This window comes from Streptomyces sp. HM190, from assembly GCF_009857135.1.
Classification (GTDB): domain Bacteria; phylum Actinomycetota; class Actinomycetes; order Streptomycetales; family Streptomycetaceae; genus Streptomyces; species Streptomyces heilongjiangensis.
Genome location: NZ_CP047318.1, coordinates 7,072,453 through 7,090,096 on the forward strand (window position 1 = coordinate 7,072,453; position 17,644 = coordinate 7,090,096).

At 73.7% G+C, this 17,644-nt stretch carries 15 protein-coding genes; 10 read left to right on the plus strand and 5 right to left on the minus strand.

Annotated features, from left to right (window positions below):
* Positions 1-69: 69 nt before the first annotated feature.
* From GSY65_RS30240 to GSY65_RS30265, 6 genes are read left to right on the plus strand one after another with little or no spacing between them, the layout of a single operon-like run.
* Positions 70-912, plus strand: coding sequence for a hypothetical protein (locus GSY65_RS30240; RefSeq protein ID WP_159774569.1), 843 nt, complete (start codon positions 70-72; stop codon positions 910-912).
* Positions 909-2,390, plus strand: a complete 1,482-nt coding sequence (locus GSY65_RS30245) for a CocE/NonD family hydrolase (RefSeq protein ID WP_159774571.1) — start codon at positions 909-911, stop codon at positions 2,388-2,390. The genes GSY65_RS30240 and GSY65_RS30245 overlap by 4 nt, the downstream gene beginning before the upstream one ends.
* On the plus strand, positions 2,387-3,766 hold the full coding sequence (locus GSY65_RS30250) for a YcaO-like family protein (protein ID WP_159774573.1): 1,380 nt from the start codon (positions 2,387-2,389) through the stop codon (positions 3,764-3,766). The genes GSY65_RS30245 and GSY65_RS30250 overlap by 4 nt, the downstream gene beginning before the upstream one ends.
* A 14-nt stretch (positions 3,767-3,780) precedes the next feature.
* Positions 3,781-4,911 (plus strand): nitroreductase family protein, encoded by a 1,131-nt coding sequence (locus GSY65_RS30255; protein ID WP_236580119.1) that lies wholly within the window; start codon positions 3,781-3,783, stop codon positions 4,909-4,911.
* The gene (locus GSY65_RS30260) at positions 4,908-6,647 is read left to right on the plus strand and encodes an ABC transporter ATP-binding protein/permease (RefSeq protein ID WP_159774575.1); all 1,740 of its coding nucleotides are present in this window, start codon (positions 4,908-4,910) and stop codon (positions 6,645-6,647) included. The genes GSY65_RS30255 and GSY65_RS30260 overlap by 4 nt, the downstream gene beginning before the upstream one ends.
* Complete coding sequence (locus GSY65_RS30265) at positions 6,644-8,395, plus strand: ABC transporter ATP-binding protein (protein ID WP_159774577.1); 1,752 nt, start codon at positions 6,644-6,646, stop codon at positions 8,393-8,395. The genes GSY65_RS30260 and GSY65_RS30265 overlap by 4 nt, the downstream gene beginning before the upstream one ends.
* Before the next feature lie 228 nt (positions 8,396-8,623).
* On the opposite strand, the gene GSY65_RS30270 is transcribed toward GSY65_RS30265, so the two are convergent.
* The 3 genes from GSY65_RS30270 to GSY65_RS30280 form a co-directional block, all read right to left on the minus strand.
* A complete protein-coding gene (locus GSY65_RS30270; protein WP_159774579.1) occupies positions 8,624-9,562 on the minus strand; it encodes a flavodoxin family protein in 939 nt (312 codons plus the stop codon).
* Between the two features lie 93 nt (positions 9,563-9,655).
* Complete coding sequence (locus tag GSY65_RS30275) at positions 9,656-10,549, minus strand: alpha/beta hydrolase (RefSeq protein ID WP_159774581.1); 894 nt, start codon at positions 10,547-10,549, stop codon at positions 9,656-9,658.
* A gap of 40 nt (positions 10,550-10,589) precedes the next feature.
* Positions 10,590-11,810 carry an FAD-dependent oxidoreductase gene (locus tag GSY65_RS30280; RefSeq protein ID WP_159774583.1) on the minus strand — a complete coding sequence of 407 codons (1,221 nt, stop codon included), beginning with the start codon at positions 11,808-11,810 and terminating at the stop codon, positions 10,590-10,592.
* Positions 11,811-12,012: 202 nt separating this feature from the next.
* On the opposite strand from GSY65_RS30280, the gene GSY65_RS30285 reads away from it, so the two are divergent.
* The 4 genes from GSY65_RS30285 to GSY65_RS30300 all read left to right on the plus strand — a co-directional run bounded on the left by GSY65_RS30285 (position 12,013) and on the right by GSY65_RS30300 (position 14,902).
* Complete coding sequence (locus tag GSY65_RS30285; protein ID WP_236580120.1) at positions 12,013-12,921, plus strand: LysR family transcriptional regulator; 909 nt, start codon at positions 12,013-12,015, stop codon at positions 12,919-12,921.
* 218 nt (positions 12,922-13,139) lie between these two features.
* A complete protein-coding gene (locus GSY65_RS34140) occupies positions 13,140-13,616 on the plus strand; it encodes a hypothetical protein (RefSeq protein ID WP_236580121.1) in 477 nt (158 codons plus the stop codon).
* 72 nt (positions 13,617-13,688) lie between these two features.
* On the plus strand, positions 13,689-14,609 hold the full coding sequence (locus GSY65_RS30295) for a HipA family kinase (protein WP_159774587.1): 921 nt from the start codon (positions 13,689-13,691) through the stop codon (positions 14,607-14,609).
* Positions 14,606-14,902 (plus strand): SelT/SelW/SelH family protein, encoded by a 297-nt coding sequence (locus GSY65_RS30300; RefSeq protein WP_159774589.1) that lies wholly within the window; start codon positions 14,606-14,608, stop codon positions 14,900-14,902. Before GSY65_RS30295 ends, GSY65_RS30300 begins: the two co-directional genes overlap by 4 nt.
* On the opposite strand, the gene aceB is transcribed toward GSY65_RS30300, so the two are convergent.
* Both aceB and GSY65_RS30310 read right to left on the minus strand, forming a co-directional pair.
* Positions 14,892-16,526, minus strand: a complete 1,635-nt coding sequence (gene aceB, locus GSY65_RS30305) for a malate synthase A (protein ID WP_159774591.1) — start codon at positions 16,524-16,526, stop codon at positions 14,892-14,894. The two genes, GSY65_RS30300 and aceB, sit on opposite strands and share 11 nt — an antisense overlap.
* A gap of 199 nt (positions 16,527-16,725) precedes the next feature.
* Positions 16,726-17,301: a nucleotidyltransferase family protein gene (locus GSY65_RS30310; protein WP_201452855.1), complete on the minus strand. Its 576-nt coding sequence runs from the start codon at positions 17,299-17,301 to the stop codon at positions 16,726-16,728.
* Between the last annotated feature and the right edge of the window lie 343 nt (positions 17,302-17,644).

Sequence of the window (17,644 nt, forward strand, 5' to 3'; positions counted from 1 at the left end):
CGTGGGCCCGTCCGTCACTCGCGGGCGGGCCCACACCCATCCCAGCCCCCTTCCCACAGGAGGATCGACGTGTCCCGCAGCCAGCTCGCACCCGGTGTCGAGGTCGTCGCCGTGCCCGGGCGGGGTCTCGCCGTCCGTACGGCCGAGGGGGAGTTCCTCGCCGTCAGGACGGGGGACGCGGACCAGACCGCCCTGCTGTCCCGCCTCTCCGGTACGGCCGCGGGCGAGCCGCACGGCGAACTCGACCGCGTCGTCCGGGCCTTCGAGGACGCCGGGTACCTGGCGGACGGAACGCGGCGCCCGCGATGGCCCGCCGACCGCCGTGCCGTCCTGCTGCTGGGCGACCGGGTCCTGACCGAACCGCTGGCCGCGCTCCTGCGCGCGCTGGGCGCCGAGCCGCGAACGGCCGCGCACGACGGCGGGTCACCCTCCCCCGACGACCTGTCCGCCGGAGACCCCGCCGCCGTCGTGTGGTGCCTCGACGGGCCCGTACCCGAGGGTCTGTGGGACGCCGCCGACCGGCTGCCCGAGCGCGGCATCGGCTGGCTGCGCTGCCACCGCGAGGGCTGGCAGGCGTACGTCGATCCCCTCGCGGCCGCTCCCGGGGACGTCACCTCGGCCCACGTGCGCGCCCGCCGGCTCGCCGCCACCCCCGCCCACCGCGAGCTGGCCGCCTACTGGAGCGGGCCCCGTACGTCCGGCGCGCCCGTTCACCTCACCGCGCCCGCCGCGGGTCTGCTGGCCGCCCTGCTCGCCGACGACCTCAGCCGGTGGATCAGCGGCACGACCGACACGGACGGCCTGCCCGCCCGGCGCCGGCTCCGGCGCGTCGACCTGCGCACGCTGACCGTCACCGAGCACCCCGTGCTGCCCGTCCCCGACGTCGCCCCCACGCCGAAGCAGGCCGGATGACCCCGTTCACGGTGGCCGTGGAAGGCCTCGCCACCGACATCCACCTCCCGGACGGCGACGGCCCCTTCCCCGCCGTCCTCGTCCGCACCCCCTACGACCGGACACGGCACCGCGCCGAACTGCGCGGCTGGGCTCGCCGGGGGTTCGCCGCACTGGTCCAGGACGTTCGGGGGCGGCACGCGTCCCCAGGGGAGTGGCGTCCGTACGAGAACGAGACCGCCGACGGTGCGGCGACCGCCCGCTGGATCCGCCGACAGCCCTGGAACGACGGACGGCTGGTCGCCGCCGGGGCGTCCTACGCCGCTCACTGCGCCCTCGCCCTCGCGCTCGGCGCGCCCGCGGACGCCCGGCCCGACGCCGTCATCGCCGCCGTGCCCGCGCTGGGCACCGCCGAGACGGCCCGCGAACCCTCCGGCGTGGAACGGCTGCTGGCCCGCGCCGGATGGTGGGCCGCCCACGGCGACCGGCCGGACTCCGACGACAACGCCCTGGACAAGGCCCTCGCCGCCGACCCCGGCCTGCTGGCCCGTCTGCCGCTGACCGCCCTCCCCGACCGGCTCGGCCGGAGCCTGCCCTCGTGGCCGGGCCTGTGGCGGCACCGCGAACGCGGCCGGCTCCTCTCGGGAGCGGAGTGCGCCGGGATGCCCCTGCTCGCGGTGGGCGGCCACCACGACCACTTCGCCGAGGACACGGTGACGCTGTGGCGCCACTGGGGCGGTCCGTCGGCGCGGCTGCTGCTGGGACCCTGGGGGCACGGCCTGGTCGCCGAGCCCGGACCCGACGCCGATCCGGCGCACCGGGTGAGTCTCGGCGAGCTCTACGTGCGATGGGCCCGCCGCGCTCTCGCCGGGGACCTGGCGGCCGGGCGGCGCGGCGTGGTCGGCCTGGGCGGCAGCACCCTGTGGATACCCGCCGACGCAGAGGGAGAGCCCCGCTCCCAGAGCGTACGTCTGCTGCACGGCTCCTCCTTCACGGCCGATCCCCAACGCCCCGTGTCGTCCGAGGACCTGGCCGTTCCCACGGACGGTCCGCCCGACCGCTGTCTGCTGGTCACCCCGCCGCTGCCGCGTCCGCTGGACGTGGTCGGCCCCGTGGAGGTGCGGATGCGGGCCACCGCCCACACACCGTCCGCCGACTGGGCCGTCCGGCTCGTGTCACTCACCCCCGAGGGCGTGGCCCGGCGTCTCGCCGTCGGGATCGTCCGGCGCGAGGAACCACCAGGCAGACAAGCCGAGTTCACCGTGGAAATGGGCCGGCTCGCGCGACGGCTGCCCGCGGGCACCCGGCTCCGCCTGGAGATCGCCGGGCACCACTTCCCGGCCCACGCCCGCAACCCCCACACCGGCGACGACCCGGTCACCGCCACCCGGCTGCTCCCCTCGCGCCGCGAGGTCGACGCCGGGAGCGTGGCCCTCCGGCTGCCCGTGCTCCTGTCCCGTCCCACGCCCGCCCATCCCGCAGAGGAGATCCCGCGATGACGGCGCTGCCGCTGGAAGCTCTCGTCGACCCCGTCTGCGGCATCGTCCGCGACGTCAAGCCCGTCGATCACCCCGTGGGGGCACCGCCCCGCTACACGGCGCTCACCGCCGAGGTCGCCGACGCCCGCAGGCTCGGTCTGTGGCCCGCCGACCGGGTGTCGCTGGGCACCACCTTCGGCGACCCCGAGAGTGCTCGAACAGCCGCGATAGCGGAAGGCATAGAGAGATACTGCGGCAACCGGGTGCCGCCGCCCGGCCACCCCGACGCCCCCCTGCGTGCCACGGCCGCCGAACTGGCCGAGAAGGGCCTGCGGCTGTACGGACCGGACGAGCTGCCGGCCTACGCCGACTGGCAGTACGCCCGGGAGGCGTTCCCCTACCGCCCCCTCACCGCCGACACACCGTCCCTGTGGACACGCGGCACCGAACGGCTGCCCGAGGGCCGGACCGCCGAGGTCTGGGCGCCCGTCGCACTCACCCACCTCAACTGGCGCCAGGGCGAGTTGCGTGCGCTGCCGCGCACCCACCACCTCAACTACGCGGGCATCGCCACCGGGCAGGGCTTCGACGACGCGGCCGAGCGCGCTCTGCTGGAGATCGTCGAACGCGACGCGCTCGAACTGTGGTGGCACCTCGACGGCCCCGCCCGCGGCATCGACCCGGCCACCGTGCCCGGCCTCGGCGACGACCTCGCGGGATCCGCGCTCGACGTCCATCTCGTCGAGATGCCCTCGGAGTTCGCCCCCTGCATGGCAGCGCTCGTCCACGACGCCCGGCTCGGTCTGTACGCCGCCGGATTCGCCTGCAAGTACGACCCGGCCGAGGCCGCCCGCAAGGCCGTCCTCGAAGCCGTCCACACCTGGGTGTTCACCCGGGGGCTCACCGGCCCCGACGGCTGGGTGTTCCAGGCCGTCGAGGCCGGGCTGCTCGCGCGCGGGCTGTATCTGGACCACCGCGAGGACCGCCGCTACCTCGACGTGTGCGGCGAACACTTCGAGCACGTACGGGACCTGGGCGCGCACGTCCAGGTGTGGCTGGACCAACGGATGGCGCCGCAGGCCCGGCGGTTCACCGACCCCGCGCTCGGGACCGTCTCCCTCCAGGCGGTCGAGCCCGGCAGCCCGGACCGGCTGGAACGTGCCCTCCACGAGGGCGGCCACCGCGTCATGACGTTCGACCTCACCACCGAGGACGTGGCCGAGACGTCCCTGCGCGTCGCCCGGGTCCTCGTCTCCGGGCTCCTGCCCAACGCCCCCGCCGCCTTCGGCTACTTCGGCTGCCCGCGCCTGGCCGACGCCGCCGTGGCCCGCGGCTGGCGGACGACCGCGCCGAGCGCGCCGGAGGACTTCACGCTGGCTCCTCCGCCGCACATGTGAGGGACCTCCGTTCCGTGGACCTCACTCATGAGCGCGTGGACCTCGTCACCGCCCTCGCCCGCGCCCGTTCGCGCGAGCGTCCCGGCCCGGACACGTCCGCCGGTCCCGTCGTCCGCGCCTGGCCGGGGCCCGCGCACGCCCTGCCGCAGGCCGCCCCCGGGCAGCTGGACCTGGACCGGCTGCTCCGCCTCTCGCTGGCGGCCTCGGACGGCTCCGGGCGGCTGCGGCCCGCCCCCTCCGCCGGCGGGCTCCACCCGGTGGACGCCCAACTCGTCGTGGGCACCGGCTGCCCGCTGCCGCCCGGACGCTACGGCTACGACCCGCTGCGCCACCGCGCGCACCGCCTCGGTCCCGGAGCCGGCGGCCCGCTGCCCGGGGCCACCGTCGAACTCACCGTCACCCCGCGCCGCACGGTCTCCCACTACGGGCACCGGGCCTGGCCGCTGCTGCTGCTGGACACCGGACACGTCGCCGCGGCGCTGTGGCTCGCGGCCCGTGCGCTGGACACGGCCGAGCCCGTGCTCCACCTGGACGGCCCGCACGAAGGCCCGCTGGCCGCGGTGCACTTCACCCCTCACCGGCCCGGACGGGTCTCCCCGCCCGAAGGAGCGGGCCCGCCCGCGGACGTGCCTGCCCCCGGCGACCTGCCGGCGCGCCGCAGCGCCGCGCCACCGCTCACCGGCACCCCGTCGCGGGACGCTCTGCGTGCGGTGCTCGCCACCGCCGTCCGGGCGGGCGCAGGTGAGCTCGCCTGGTGCGCGGCCGTCGGCGAGCCACGGCCCGAACTGGTCGAGTCCGCCCCCGACGGCACACTGCGCAGGCTCGCGGCGGGGGAGGCCCGGCCCACGCTCGCCGCATGGGCCGCGGGCCAGGCGTGGCTCGCGGACGCGGGCGCCGTCCTCCTCGCCTACGGCTGCCCGGCCGACGCCGACGCCACGCTGATCCGCCGGACCCACCTGCGGGCCGGTTTCGCCGTCCACCTCGCCCACCTGGCCGCCGTTCGGCGCGGGCTGGCCGCCCGCCCCGTCGGCTCCTGGCAGCAGGCCGATCTGGGCGCTGCCCTCGGCGGCCCACCGGGTCGGGACTGGATCGTCCACGGCCTGGCCCTCGGCACCACCCACCCCGACGAGGAGAAGACCTCGTGATCGTCCACCCCGAGCTGCGCCGCGCCGCACGGCACGCACGGCGTCCCCTGCTCGCGGCCACCCTCCTGCAGGCGGCCGTCACCCTCACGCACCTGGCGCAGGCCGTCCTCCTGGCAGTCGCCCTGGCGGACCTGGCCCGCGGTACGACGGACCGGCTCCCGCCGCTCCTCGGCGCGGTGCTCGGCGTCGTCGCCGTACGCGCCGCACTCGACAACCGGCAACGGCGCACCGCCACCCGCGCCGGGGCCGGGGTCAGGGTCGCCCTGCGGGACGAACTCCTCGCCCACCTCGGACGGCTGGGCCCCGCCCACCTGACCACCGCCCGCGCCGGCGCCGTCCGCACCACTCTCGTCGACGGCGTGGAGGGTGTCGACGCCTATGTCTCCCGCTACCTGCCCCAGCTCCTGATCACCCTCACCGTGCCGCCCCTGCTGCTCGCGGCACTGGTGGTCGTCGCACCGGCCGCCCTCCTCGGCCTCGTCCCCGCCCTTCTGCTCGCCCTCGTCGGGCCGCGCGCCTGGGACCGGCTCCTGGCCCAGCGCGGCAGGCGACACTGGGACACCTACGAGCAACTGGGCGCCGACTACCTCGAAGCACTGCAGGGCATGCCCGCCCTGCGGGCCGCCGGCGCCGTCGGGCGCACCAGGGAGCGGCTGGAGAAGCGGTCGGCGGCGCTGCACCGGGCCACCGTCGCCAAGCTGCGCGTGTCCCTCGTCGACACCGGCCTCACCGACCTGGCCGTCCAGGGAGGCACCGTGGGCGCCGCGCTCCTCGCCTGCTGGTCGGCCGTCACCGGATCCACCACGGCGACCGGCACCTACCTGGTGCTGCTCCTGGCCTCCGAGTGCTTCCGGCCGGTCCGCGACCTGTCCCGCGAATGGCACGCCGGATACCTGGGCGTGTCGGCCGCCGACGGGATCGCGGCGCTGCGCACCGCCGAACCCGGCGTGCCCGACACGGGAACGGCACCGGCGCATTGGCCCGCCCCGCCGGAACTGCGCTTCGACAACGTCGAGTTCACCTACGACGGCGCCGCCGCACCGGCACTTCGCGGCGTCACCTTCACCGCCGAGGCGGGACGGACGACCGCGATCGTCGGCCCGTCCGGCGCCGGCAAGTCGACGCTCCTCGCCCTGCTCCTGCGCCACCACGACCCGCAGGGCGGCCGGATCACCCTCGACGGCCACGACGTGTCCGGGTACGCGCTCGACTCGCTGCGCCAGGGCATCGCCGTCGTCTCCCAGGAGACGTGCCTCTTCCACGCCACCATCGCCGACAACCTCCGTCTGGCCCGGCCGGACGCCACGGACGACGAACTGACGCGCGCGGCACGCACCGCCGGCGTCCACGACGAGATCGCCGCCCTCCCCGACGGCTACGCCACCGTCCTCGGCGAACGGGGCGCCACCCTCTCCGGTGGCCAGCGCCAGCGGCTCGCCCTCGCGCGCGCCCTGCTGGCCGACGCTCCGGTGCTCGTCCTCGACGAGGCCACCAGCGCCGTCGACGAACGCCGCGAGGCGGACATCGTCCGCGAACTGCTGGACGCCGCGGGCGGCCGGACCGTCCTGGTGGTCGCCCACCGGCTCGCCGCCGTCCGCCACGCCGAGCGCATCGTCGTCCTCGACGGCGGACGCGTGGACGCCGTCGGCGACCACACCGCCCTGGTCGAAGCGGGCGGCGTCTACGCCCGGCTCGTCAGGGCGGGCCACGTTCACGAGGAAGGGCTCGCCGCATGAGCACCACCACCGACCGCGGTACCGTCGCCGTGCCCGCGCGCGGCTCACTGCGCGCCCTGCTCCCCGCCCTCGCCGGGCACCGGGTCATGATGGCCCGCACCTGCGGTGCCGCACTCGTCGAACAGGGCTCTCTGGTCACCCTGCTGACCCTGGCCGCTCACACCGTCGGAACCGCCGTCATCGACCACCGCGCCCCCTCGGCCGGCACGGTCACCGCGCTCACCGTCCTCGTCCTTGTGCGTGCCCTCATGACCTGGCGCGAGATGGACCTCAGCCACGACCTGGCCTACCGGGTCCTCGCCGAACTGCGCGTGCGGGTCTTCGACGGGCTCGCCCGCAGCGCGCCCGCCCGCGTCGCGGGCCGCCGCAGCGGTGACCTCGCAGCCACCGCCATGGCCGACGTCGAGGCACTGGAGTTCTTCTACGCCCACACCGCCGCCCAACTCCTGGCGTCCGGTGCGGTGTTCGCGGGCGGGGCCGCTGTTCTGGCCGGGGTGGAGCCATGGCTGCTCGCGGCGGTGCTGCCGGTCGCCGCGCTGCTCGCCGCGGCGCCCTTCGCCGACGCGCGCGGACGCGCGGCGCGCGGGGCGCGCACCAGGACGGCCGCGGCGAAGCTGTCGGCCGACACCGTGGAGGCGGTGGACGGGCTGCGTGAGCTGCTCGCCTTCGGAGGGCTGGCCGAGCGGCGGCGCCGACTCGCCGGGCAGGGCCGGCGGGTGGGCCATGCACAGCGGGCCGAGGCCACGTGGGAGGCCATGGCCGCCGCGGTCCGTGAACTCCTCATCGTGCTCGCGGTCCTCGGGGTGGTGGCCGCCGCCGCACAGTCCGTGACGTCCGGGCGGCTGCACGGCGCGTGGGCCCCGGGGGCGATGGCACTGGCGTTGTCGGTGCTGGGGCCCGTCGCCGAGTCGGCCAGGGCCGTGAGCCAGGCAGTGGGCCTGCGCGCCGCGGCCGAGCGCGTCGGCGCGGCCGCGCGGGCCCCCGCTCTCGCCCCGCCGCCCGCCGCACCGCGCCCGCTCCCCTCCGGTCCGCTGGGCGTCCGGATGCACCAGGTGGGCTTCGACTACGGCGGCCGACCCGTGCTGAACGGGGTCGAACTGACAGCCCGCGCAGGGCAGACCCTCGCCCTGGTCGGTGTCTCGGGGGCCGGCAAGTCGACCTGTGCCCACCTGCTGGCCCGCTTCTGGGACCCGTCCGAGGGCGCCGTCCATCTGATACCCGGTGACGGTGAGCCCGTCGACCTACGAGACCTGAGCGATGCCGAACTCCGCCGTGCCGTCGCCGTGGTCGGCCAGGACACCCCTCTCTTCCACGGCACCCTCGCCGACAACCTGCGGCTCGCCGCGCCGGAGGCGGACGACGACCTGCTCGCCGAGACCGCCCGGCTGTGCGGCGTCGACCGCATCGCCCCCCTGGACACCCTCGTCGGCGAGCGCGGCTCCACCCTCTCCGGCGGTCAGCGCGCCCGCATCGCCCTCGCCCGCGCGCTGCTCGCCCGGCCCCGAGTCCTCGTCCTCGACGAGACCACCGCGCACCTCGACAACGCCGGCGACGCCCAACTCGCCGCCGCCCTGGGCAGGGAGCGCCGCACCACGATCGTCATCGCCCACCGCCCCGCCACCATCCGCCGTGCCGACCGCATCGCCGTCCTCGAAGCCGGCCGCATCACGGAGGAAGGCACCTGGGACGAACTCACCACCCGCCCCGACAGCGCGCTGGGCCGTGTCCTCGCCGTCACCCCGTCCTGAACCCGCACCGTCCGGTGGCAGTCCGGCGTCGATGCCGGACTGCCACCCCAGGGCGACCGAGCGGGTCCGTTGGTTGACGGCGGCTACGTCGGCGGTGGCGCCGCTGTCGACTTTGAGGGACGGGCCGCTGAGCCGGTTGGTGAGGAGGTAGTAGCCGTCGCCGGTGGGGGAGATGGCTCACTGCTGCCGGCGCGCGCCGGCGTCGGTGGAGAGCCCGCGAACGGTCGCCTACGGCCGCGGTGGGCGCAGGACGGGGACGCTGTCGCGGAACGCGGCGGCGTGCTTGTCGATCTCCTGGGGGTCCGGCTCCAGTGAGGCGGCGCTCAGCAGTTCCCGGTGGTGCTCCTCCAGTTCCGTGAGGGTGTGGACGGAGGAAGAGGTGCCGGAGGGGGAGAAGTCGACCCGGACGTCGCCGTCCTCGACGAAGAAACGGCCCGCGGCCCCACAGGTGCCGCATTCGGCGCGGTCGCCGCGCAGCACGATCAGGTCGAGGTGGCACATCGGACAGGTGCCGGGCTCCCCCAGGAACCGGACCTCGTCGTGGGGGAGCCCGAGCTGCCGGGCAACCGCGCCGCCCAGCCGCTCGGCGCGCAGCACAGCCGCCGGGTCAGTGACTATGCCGCCCAGGCCGCCGGGGGTGGGGACTTCCATCTGGTCGGCGACGGCCATGTGCAGGGGGAAGGCCAGGGCGTGCAGAGTGGGCAGCGTCAGCGTGCGCCAGTGGGGTGACGGGCAGCCACCCACGGCGATGAAGCCGGCCACGCGCGGTTTGAGAACCCGCGGGTCGGGGGCCGTGTGGAGGCCCAGAATGCCGCGAGTCTCCTGCTGCTCGGTCCGGCCGTCCTCGCGGCGGGCGAGGGCCTCACGGACGAAGACGACGTCCGTGCGCGGACCGAAGGCGCGATCGATGAGGAGCTTCAACGCGCCCGGTGCGCTGCGGGTGTAGGTGGGGGAGCTGACGATCACGCCGTCCGCGTCGAGCAGCCGGTCGCAGAACCAGGCCGCGTCGTCCCCGGTGTCCGCGGTGGCGGCGGTCACCAGGGACAGGTCGGTCAGCCGTACCATCTCGACGGCTGTCCCTTCGCGCGCGGCCGCGGTGAGCGCGGCCTTCAGCAGTACCTCGGCACTGCCGTCCTCCTGCCCGCAGGCAAGTCCGAGCAGACGCATTGACGACACCTCTCTGTGTGGTCGGGGGATGGAGGTCGGTCCGCCGGGCCACGCGGGCTCCGGCGGACCGGACGGGAGCGGATGGTGGGGCGGTCAGCCGCGCAGGGTGGCGGCCAGCCAGTCGGCGCTGCGGGTGATGATCTCGGGGAAGTGGTTCGAGAGGATCTCGTAGTGCTGGCCCGGGTACTCGACGACCTCCTTCGGGTCGGGGATCCGCTCGTACATCTCGCGGGCCTCCTCGACGGGGGCGACGGTGTCCTTGGAAGCGAGGATCATCAGGACCGGGGCCGTGATGCGTTCGGCGTAGGCGCGCACTTCCATCTCGAAGATGCGGTCGAGGGTCGAGATGGTGATCTCGTTCCGGAAGCTGGGCAGCTGGTGGATCATGTTCTCGACGAATTCCAGACCTTCCTGGTCGCTGAACATGACCGGGGCCCCCGGTTCCGGGACGCCGTGCAGGCGGATACTCGCGGCCGGCTCGCCGCGCAGCTGGGCCTGGCGGTCGGCGGGGATGAGAGCTTCCAGCTCCGCGAGCGTGTCGGCCGGTTGGAGGGTGCGCGCGCTCCAGCCGCTGACCGGGGGGATGATGCTGACGACCGCTTTGACCCGGCGGTCGGTGGCTGCCGTGAAGAGGGAGTTGGCGCCACCGATGCTGATGCCCCACAGGGCGATGCGGTCGGGGTCGATGTCCTCGCGCAGGGTCAGATGGGTGATGACGTCGCGCAGGTCCCGGCACTGCTGCCAGGGATCGAACTGCTGACGGGGTTCGCCGTCGCTGTAGCCGGTGTTGCGGTGGTCGTAGATCAGGCAGGCCAGACCGGCGTCGGTGAAGCCCTCGGCCATGGCGAACATGGATTCCGCGGGACCGCCCAGGCCGCCCTGGAGGATGGCGACGGGCGGGCGTTCGGGACCGTCGGCCGGGCGGAACAGTTTGCCCCGCAGGGTCAGTTCCGACACTCGGAACTCGATGTCTTCGGTGACAGGCATGGTTCTCCTCGTGGTGCGGCTCGTGTCGGGGAGTCGGCGATCAGGTGTGGCTGACGGGGAGGTCGTCGGGCAGAAAGTCGATGTCGGCAGCCCGCGGGTCGGCCGAGGCGCGCAGGATGGGGAAGACCTCGGCGCGCATCTCGGTCTCGTACTCGGCCACGGCCGCCGCCACAGGCGTGTCACCGTGGGCGGCGCGCTCCAGGGCCCGGGCGAGGGCCGCGGCGTCGCGCAGTGCCGTGTTGGCGCCGGAGCCGAACGAGGGAGGCATGGCGTGGATCGCGTCACCGAGCAGGGTGACACGGCCGGCCGGCCAGGGGTCTGCCGGCTGTAGGTGACGCGTGGCCACCGGGAAGATCGTCGACGCGTCGACGTGCTCGACGAGACCGGCCAGGGCGGGATCCCAGCCCCGTACCGCGGTGCGCATCAGCGCGTGCAGGGTTTCGGCGGAGCTGTGCCACAGGTCGGGAGCCCCGGCGGCGGCAGGGCTGCCGGGCGGAAGTCCGAGGTTGACCATGATGTAGGGATCGACGGGATCGACGGCGGCGCCGGGCGCCAGTTCGGCCACCGCCTCGGCGACCGGCCTGCGCGGCCGGTACACGCCGTACGCGAACATCGCGCCGTTCGGCCCCGCGGCGACGGCGAAACCGTCGAACAGTGCCTCGGGCAGGCTCGCCGCCAGATCGTCGGTCAGCGGTGCGGTGGAGTACAGGCCGCGCATTCCGGTGTCCACGACCGGAACGTCGGGCAGCAACTGCCTGCGCACGACGGAGTTGATGCCGTCGGCGCCCACCAGCACGTCCCCGGTCTCGCTCGTGCCGTCGTCGAGCAGCACCCGCACCTTCTCGCCGTCCGTCTCGAAGCCGGTGACGGTGCTGTCGTAGCGGACGATGTCCTCCAGGCCCACGCCCATGATCTGGCGCAGCGTGCGCCTGTTGACCGCTGTGTGGGGCCGCCGCGGGTCGTTGGGCGGGCCGATGTGAGGGCGGGCGCCGAGTTCGCGGGCCTGGTGGTCGAGCATGACCATGACCTCACGGCGCGGCGTCTCGCGCGAGGTCTGCATGTACAGCTCGAAGAGGTGGTCCGGCAGGCACTGCTGGAGAGCGCGGCCACCCGCGCCGTTCATGTGCAGGCGGTAGCCGGCCCGCCCGATGCCCGGCGCGCTCTCGTAGAGGGTGCAGCTGATGCCCGCGCGGCGAAGCCCCTGCGCCAGACAGAGCCCTCCGATGCCCCCGCCGGCGATCAGGACATGGAACGACGGCATTGTCGCCTCCTTGATGGGCTCGGAACACCTGCATCGATCGGTGCAGGCCCGAGGTACGAACGTCTGAGGTGGTGGCGGTACGTCTCTGACATGAGGTCCCGCCGAACCGTGTCACCACTCTTGCGTCCGCGCTGGGATCAGGGAAGCCGAAATCCCCTATGCTCGACATAGACAGGGCTGATGATCCTTTGAGGTGGGTGCCGTGACTCTGGACCTCAACCTGCTGCTGCCGCTGGACGCGCTCCTCCAGGAGCGCAGTGTGACGCGTGCCGCCGGGCGGCTCGGTCTGAGCCAGCCCACGCTGAGTGCGGCCCTGGCCCGGCTGCGCCGGCACTACGGCGACGAACTCCTCGTCAGGGTGGGCAACAGCTACGAACTGACCCCCCTGGCGGAACGACTGGTGGAACACACCGAGCAGGCCCTGAGCTGGGCGGACCGGGTCCTCCAGACGCGCCCCGACTTCGATCCCACGCAGGCCCGGCGCGAGTTCACCGTGGTCATGGCCGACTGCCAACTACCCACGTTCGGAAGGGCCTTGGCCGACCTGGTCCGCACCGCCGCGCCGAACGTGCGGCTGCGCTTCCAGCACAGCACCGAACGGGTCGTGCAGCAGGCGCTGGACAACCTGCGCACGGTGGACGCCCTCGTCCTGCCCCAGGGCATCCTGTCGAACATCCCCACCTTCGACCTGTACAAGGACCGTTGGGTGTGCGTGATGTCCGCCGACCGTGCCCCGGCCGTCCTCGGGCGGGAGGAACTGGCGCAACACCCTTGGGTGTTGCCCTATCGTCACCCGTCGCCGGTCTTCTCCCCCCTGAACCGCCTGCACGCCGAGGGCATCGAACCGCACGCGGAGATCGTCACGGAGAGCTTCCTGGCCATTCCCCACCTCGTCGCGGGGACTGACCGGATCGGCCTGATGCCCGAACGGGTCGCGATCCCCGCCTTCTCCGGACAACGGATCACCGTCGTTCAACCCGCCTTCGAGATCGGCCACTTGGTGGAGTCCCTGTGGTGGCATCCCCTCCATGAGCGGGAACCGGCCCACATATGGCTGCGTCGCATCGCCGCTCAGGCCGGCCAGGCAGTCGGGAGCGGCCCCAAGGGGTGAGGAAGTGCCCTCGGGTGGGCGGTGGTCACTGGCGCGAGAAGCTGCCGCCGGGTGCGCGGGCGTGACGTTGCTGGGCCGCTTCTCCGGCCGGGAGAACGCCGGTGGCGCGTTCCCGCGAACAGAGACAGGCTGACTCCCGCTCCGACACCGCCCTGAACCCGTTCAGCGCGACCCCCAACGGTTCGGCCGTACCGCCGACACCCGAGGCGCCAGGCGCCGTGGAGCACCACCTGCTCGGCAAGGAGACTCACCTGGCCGACTGCATCGAAGACCGCTGGATCAAGAAGAAGAGGGAACCGATCACGGGCAAGAGGGAACGAACCGCTCGCTACGGCAAGGGCTACAAGGTCGCCGGCGTACCCGGAGTCCGGGACCGTTGGAAGCCGGCGCCTGCCGAGGCCGGCGTCATTCCGCCGCGCGTCAAGGGTGCGAAGGGCCGGCAGGGGGAGGCGGCGCCGAAGGACGGCTTCCACGTGCTGTGGCACACCTGCGCCTCGATCATGCTGGAGGCGGGGGAGTCCGTGGCGACGCCGGCACGATGGCTCGGGCACTCCTCCCCGACTGTCACGCTTGGTTACTATGCTCACTTCATGCCGGAGGCCGGAAGCAAGGGGCGCACCGCCCTGGATGGACTGCCGGGGAGAGCGGGAGACGAGCATGCCAGCCGAAACTCCCCAGATTCTCCCCAGGGCTGAGCGGGGAGGTTTCCCCGGATTGCACCGCGTGGAGCTGGCCGTGAAATGTAAGGCAATGGAGCTGTGGGGCCTTTGAATGTACTGAGAGAGGTCACCGCCACCCGCTACCTTGAGCCCCTGCGCTCCGGTGGCTCGGTCCCCGGCGTCGTCGAGGCCGACGACCTGGGCACCTACGTCGTGAAGTTCACCGGCTCCGCGCAGGGCCGCAAGGCGCTGGTCGCCGAGGTGATCGTGGGGGAGCTGGCCCGAGCGCTCGGGCTGCGCTTCCCGGAGCTGGTCCTCGTCCACTTCGACCCGGCGATCGCCGACGACGAGCCCCACCAGGAGGTACGGGAGCTGCACGGGGCGAGCGCGGGACTCAACCTCGGCATGGACTTCCTGCCGGGCGCGAAGGACTTCACGCCCGAGATCGCCAAGTCCTTCCCCGTGGACCCCGCCGAGGCCGGCCGGATCGTCTGGCTCGACGCCCTCACCGTCAACGTCGACCGCACGGTCCACAGCTCGAACCTGATGGTGTGGCCCACCCTCGGCACGGTCCCCCCGCGGCTGTGGCTCATCGACCACGGTGCCGCCCTCGTCTTCCACCACCGCTGGGACGCCTCGGACCCCGCGAAGGCGTACGACTTCCGGCACCACGCCCTCGGCCACTACGCCCCCGACGTCCGCGCGGCCGACGCCGAGCTGGTGCCGAAGGTCACCGAGGAGCTGCTGCGGCGGATCGTGGCGGAGGTCCCGGACGCCTGGCTGGACGCCGAGGACGGCTTCGCGACACCCGACGAGGCGCGCGCGGCGTACGTCGACTACCTCCACGCGCGCGTGCGGGCGTCCGCATCGTGGCTCCCCACCGACTTCCCCTCCCGGGAGGAACTCGCCGCCGAGGAGGCGCTCCGCGCGGCGAGGACACAGCGAGGCCGCCCGGACTGGCTCAAACGGGTCCCCGATCTGCACGGCAAACCGGCGGCGGAACAGGATTGGTCGGTGCACCTCGGATGAGCGGCCGCGTCGAGATCGAGTACTGCACGCAGTGCGGCTGGCTGCCCCGCGCCGCCTGGCTGGCACAGGAACTGCTCACGACCTTCGAGGCGGAGCTGACGCAGCTGGCGCTGAGGCCCGGCAAGGGCGGGGTCTTCGTCGTCCGGGTCGACGACGAGGTCGTCTGGGACCGGCGCGAACAGGGCTTCCCGGAGCCCACGGCGGTCAAGCGGGCCGTACGCGACCGAGTGGCCCCGGACAAACCCCTGGGCCACTCGGACAGGTCCGGTCGGGCGGACGGCGTCAGCCCTTGAGCTGCTCGTACGCGGGCAGCGTCAGGAAGTCCGCGTAGTCCTCGTCGAGGGCGACCTGGAGGAGCAGGTCATGGGCCTGCTGCCAGTGGCCGGCGGCGAAGGCATCCTCGCCGATCTCCGCGCGGACCGCGGCGAGTTCCTCGGCGGCGATCGTGCGGGCCAGCTCGGGGGTGGCCTTCACGGATTCTCCGGCGTGCTCGAACTCGACGCCCGCGTTGATCCACTGCCAGATCTGGGAGCGGGAGATCTCCGCCGTGGCCGCGTCCTCCATCAGGTTGAAGATCGCCACGGCGCCGAGCCCGCGCAGCCACGCCTCGATGTAGCGGATGCCGACCTGGACGGCGTTGACCAGACCGTCGTAGGTGGGCCGGGCGTCGAGCGAGTCGACCGCGATCAGGTCGGCGGCCTCGACGTGGACGTCCTCACGGAGCCGGTCCTTCTGGTTCGGCCGGTCGCCGAGGACCTTGTCGAAGGACTCCATCGCGATCGGCACGAGGTCGGGGTGCGCCACCCAGGAGCCGTCGAAGCCGTCGTTCGCCTCACGGTCCTTGTCGGCGCGGACCTTCTCGAAGGCGACCTTGTTGACCTCCGGGTCCCTGCGGGACGGGATGAACGCCGCCATGCCGCCGATCGCGTGCGCGCCGCGCCTGTGGCAGGTGCGGACGAGGAGTTCGGTGTACGCCCGCATGAACGGGGCGGTCATCGTGACCGCGTTGCGGTCCGGGAGGACGAACCGGGCGCCGCCGTCACGGAAGTTCTTCACGATGGAGAACAGGTAGTCCCAGCGGCCCGCGTTCAACCCGGAGGCGTGGTCGCGGAGTTCGTAGAGGATCTCGTCCATCTCGTACGCGGCCGTGATCGTCTCGATCAGCACCGTGGCGCGGATCGTGCCCTGCGGGACGCCGACGTGGTCCTGCGCGAAGACGAACACGTCGTTCCAGAGGCGGGCCTCCAGGTGCGACTCCGTCTTCGGGAGGTAGAAGTAGGGGCCCTTGCCGAGGTCGAGCAGGCGCTGGGCGTTGTGGAAGAAGTACAGGCCGAAGTCGACGAGCGCGCCGGGCACGGGCGTGCCGTCGGCGTCGACGAGATGGCGCTCGTTCAGGTGCCAGCCGCGCGGACGCATGACGACCGTCGCCAGCTCCTCGTTCGGGCGCAGCGCGTACGACTTGCCGGTGCGCTCGTCGGTGAAGTCGATGTTCCGGGTGTACGCGTCGGCCATGTTCACCTGGCCGAGGACGACGTTCTCCCAGGTGGGGGCGGAGGCGTCCTCGAAGTCCGCGAGCCACACCCGGGCGCCCGAGTTGAGCGCGTTGATGGTCATCTTGCGGTCGGTGGGGCCGGTGATCTCGACCCGGCGGTCCTCCAGGGCGGGGGGCGACGGCGCCACCTTCCAGGAGTCGTCGGCGCGGATCGCGGCCGTCTCCGGGAGGAAGTCGAGCGTGGAGGTGCGGGCGATCTCCGCGCGGCGCTCGGCCCGGCGGGCGAGCAGCTCGTCACGCCGGGGCGTGAACCGGCGGTGCAGCTCGGCCACGAAGGAGAGTGCCGCGTCGGTGAGGATCTCCTCCTGGCGGGGCAGGGGATCGGCGTCGACGATGGCCAGCGGGGACGGCGCTGGTGCGGACATGAGCTGTCACTTCCTTCAGCGGGCGTGGCACCGGGTGTCAGTCGACCCTGGCGGGGCGGGGAGCACCCTCGGGTGCAGGGGAGCACTTCTGGTCAGTGGATACTAGTTTCCTCATGGTGGAAGTTCAATGTTTTGTTGATGTCGAGATTCTCCGGGTCGAGGGAAGGTGGCGCCGGGTGCCACTCCGCTCACGCGCCACTCATTCGAGGTGGGCGAGGTCGGCCTCGGTGTCGATGTCGTACGGCCGCGCCACGTCCCCGCACTCGACGAGCGTGATCTCCTCGGCGTGTGCCTTCAGATAGGCGCGTGCCCCCCGGTCGCCGGTGGCGGTGGCCGCGATGCCCGCCCAGTGCGCGGCGCCGAACAGGACGGGGTGGCCGCGCTCCCCGTCGTAGGCGGCGGCCACGAGCGCCCTGTCGGCGCCGGCCGGCTCGTACGCGGCGAGCACCCGGGACACGGCCCTGGGCCCGATGCCCGGCTGGTCCACGAGCGACACCAGCGCCGCCTCGGCGCCCGTCCCGGCGAGCGACTCCAGTCCGGCCCGCAGCGACGAACCCATGCCGTCGGCCCACTGCGGGTTGTCCACCAGGACGCAGCCGGGCAGTTCGGCCCGGGCGCGTACGGTCGCCGCCTCCGCGCCGAGCACCACGTGGATCCGTGTGCAGCCGGCCGCCCGCAGCGCCGCGACCGCGTGTTCGACCAGGGGGCGCCCTCGATGTGACAGCAAAGCCTTGGGCCGACCGCCCAGGCGCCGCCCCCCACCGGCGGCGAGCAGAAGGGCGGCGACCCGCGACGACTGCCCGTTGCCCTGACCGCCCTGACCGGTGGCCGGGGGGACTCCGTCGCGCCCGGTCTGCCGGTCGCCCGGGCCCGCGGCCGGCCGGTCGCCCCGCTCTCCCGTCCGGCGGTCGCCCCGGCCTGCGGCCCGTGCGTCGTCCCGGCCTGCGGGCTGCTCGTGGTCGTGCGTCATGTGCCCTGCATACCCGAACCGGCGTGTGCGTGCCCGTGATCCGGGCGTGTGCGTGCCCGTGATCCCTGCGTGCACGTCCCCGCGATCCGGAGTGCGCGTGCCCATGATCCGGGGTGCCGGGGAGTGTTCGTCGGTTGGGGAATCCCTG

Coding starts and splice junctions, on each gene's coding strand:
- GSY65_RS30270 (WP_159774579.1), bottom strand. CDS start 9,562: ATGCGTCTGCTCGGACTTGCCTGCGGGCAGGAGGACGGCAGTGCCGAG.
- GSY65_RS30275 (WP_159774581.1), bottom strand. CDS start 10,549: ATGCCTGTCACCGAAGACATCGAGTTCCGAGTGTCGGAACTGACCCTG.
- GSY65_RS30280 (WP_159774583.1), bottom strand. CDS start 11,810: ATGCCGTCGTTCCATGTCCTGATCGCCGGCGGGGGCATCGGAGGGCTC.
- GSY65_RS30250 (WP_159774573.1), top strand. CDS start 2,387: ATGACGGCGCTGCCGCTGGAAGCTCTCGTCGACCCCGTCTGCGGCATC.
- GSY65_RS30265 (WP_159774577.1), top strand. CDS start 6,644: ATGAGCACCACCACCGACCGCGGTACCGTCGCCGTGCCCGCGCGCGGC.
- GSY65_RS30300 (WP_159774589.1), top strand. CDS start 14,606: ATGAGCGGCCGCGTCGAGATCGAGTACTGCACGCAGTGCGGCTGGCTG.
- aceB (WP_159774591.1), bottom strand. CDS start 16,526: ATGTCCGCACCAGCGCCGTCCCCGCTGGCCATCGTCGACGCCGATCCC.
- GSY65_RS30245 (WP_159774571.1), top strand. CDS start 909: ATGACCCCGTTCACGGTGGCCGTGGAAGGCCTCGCCACCGACATCCAC.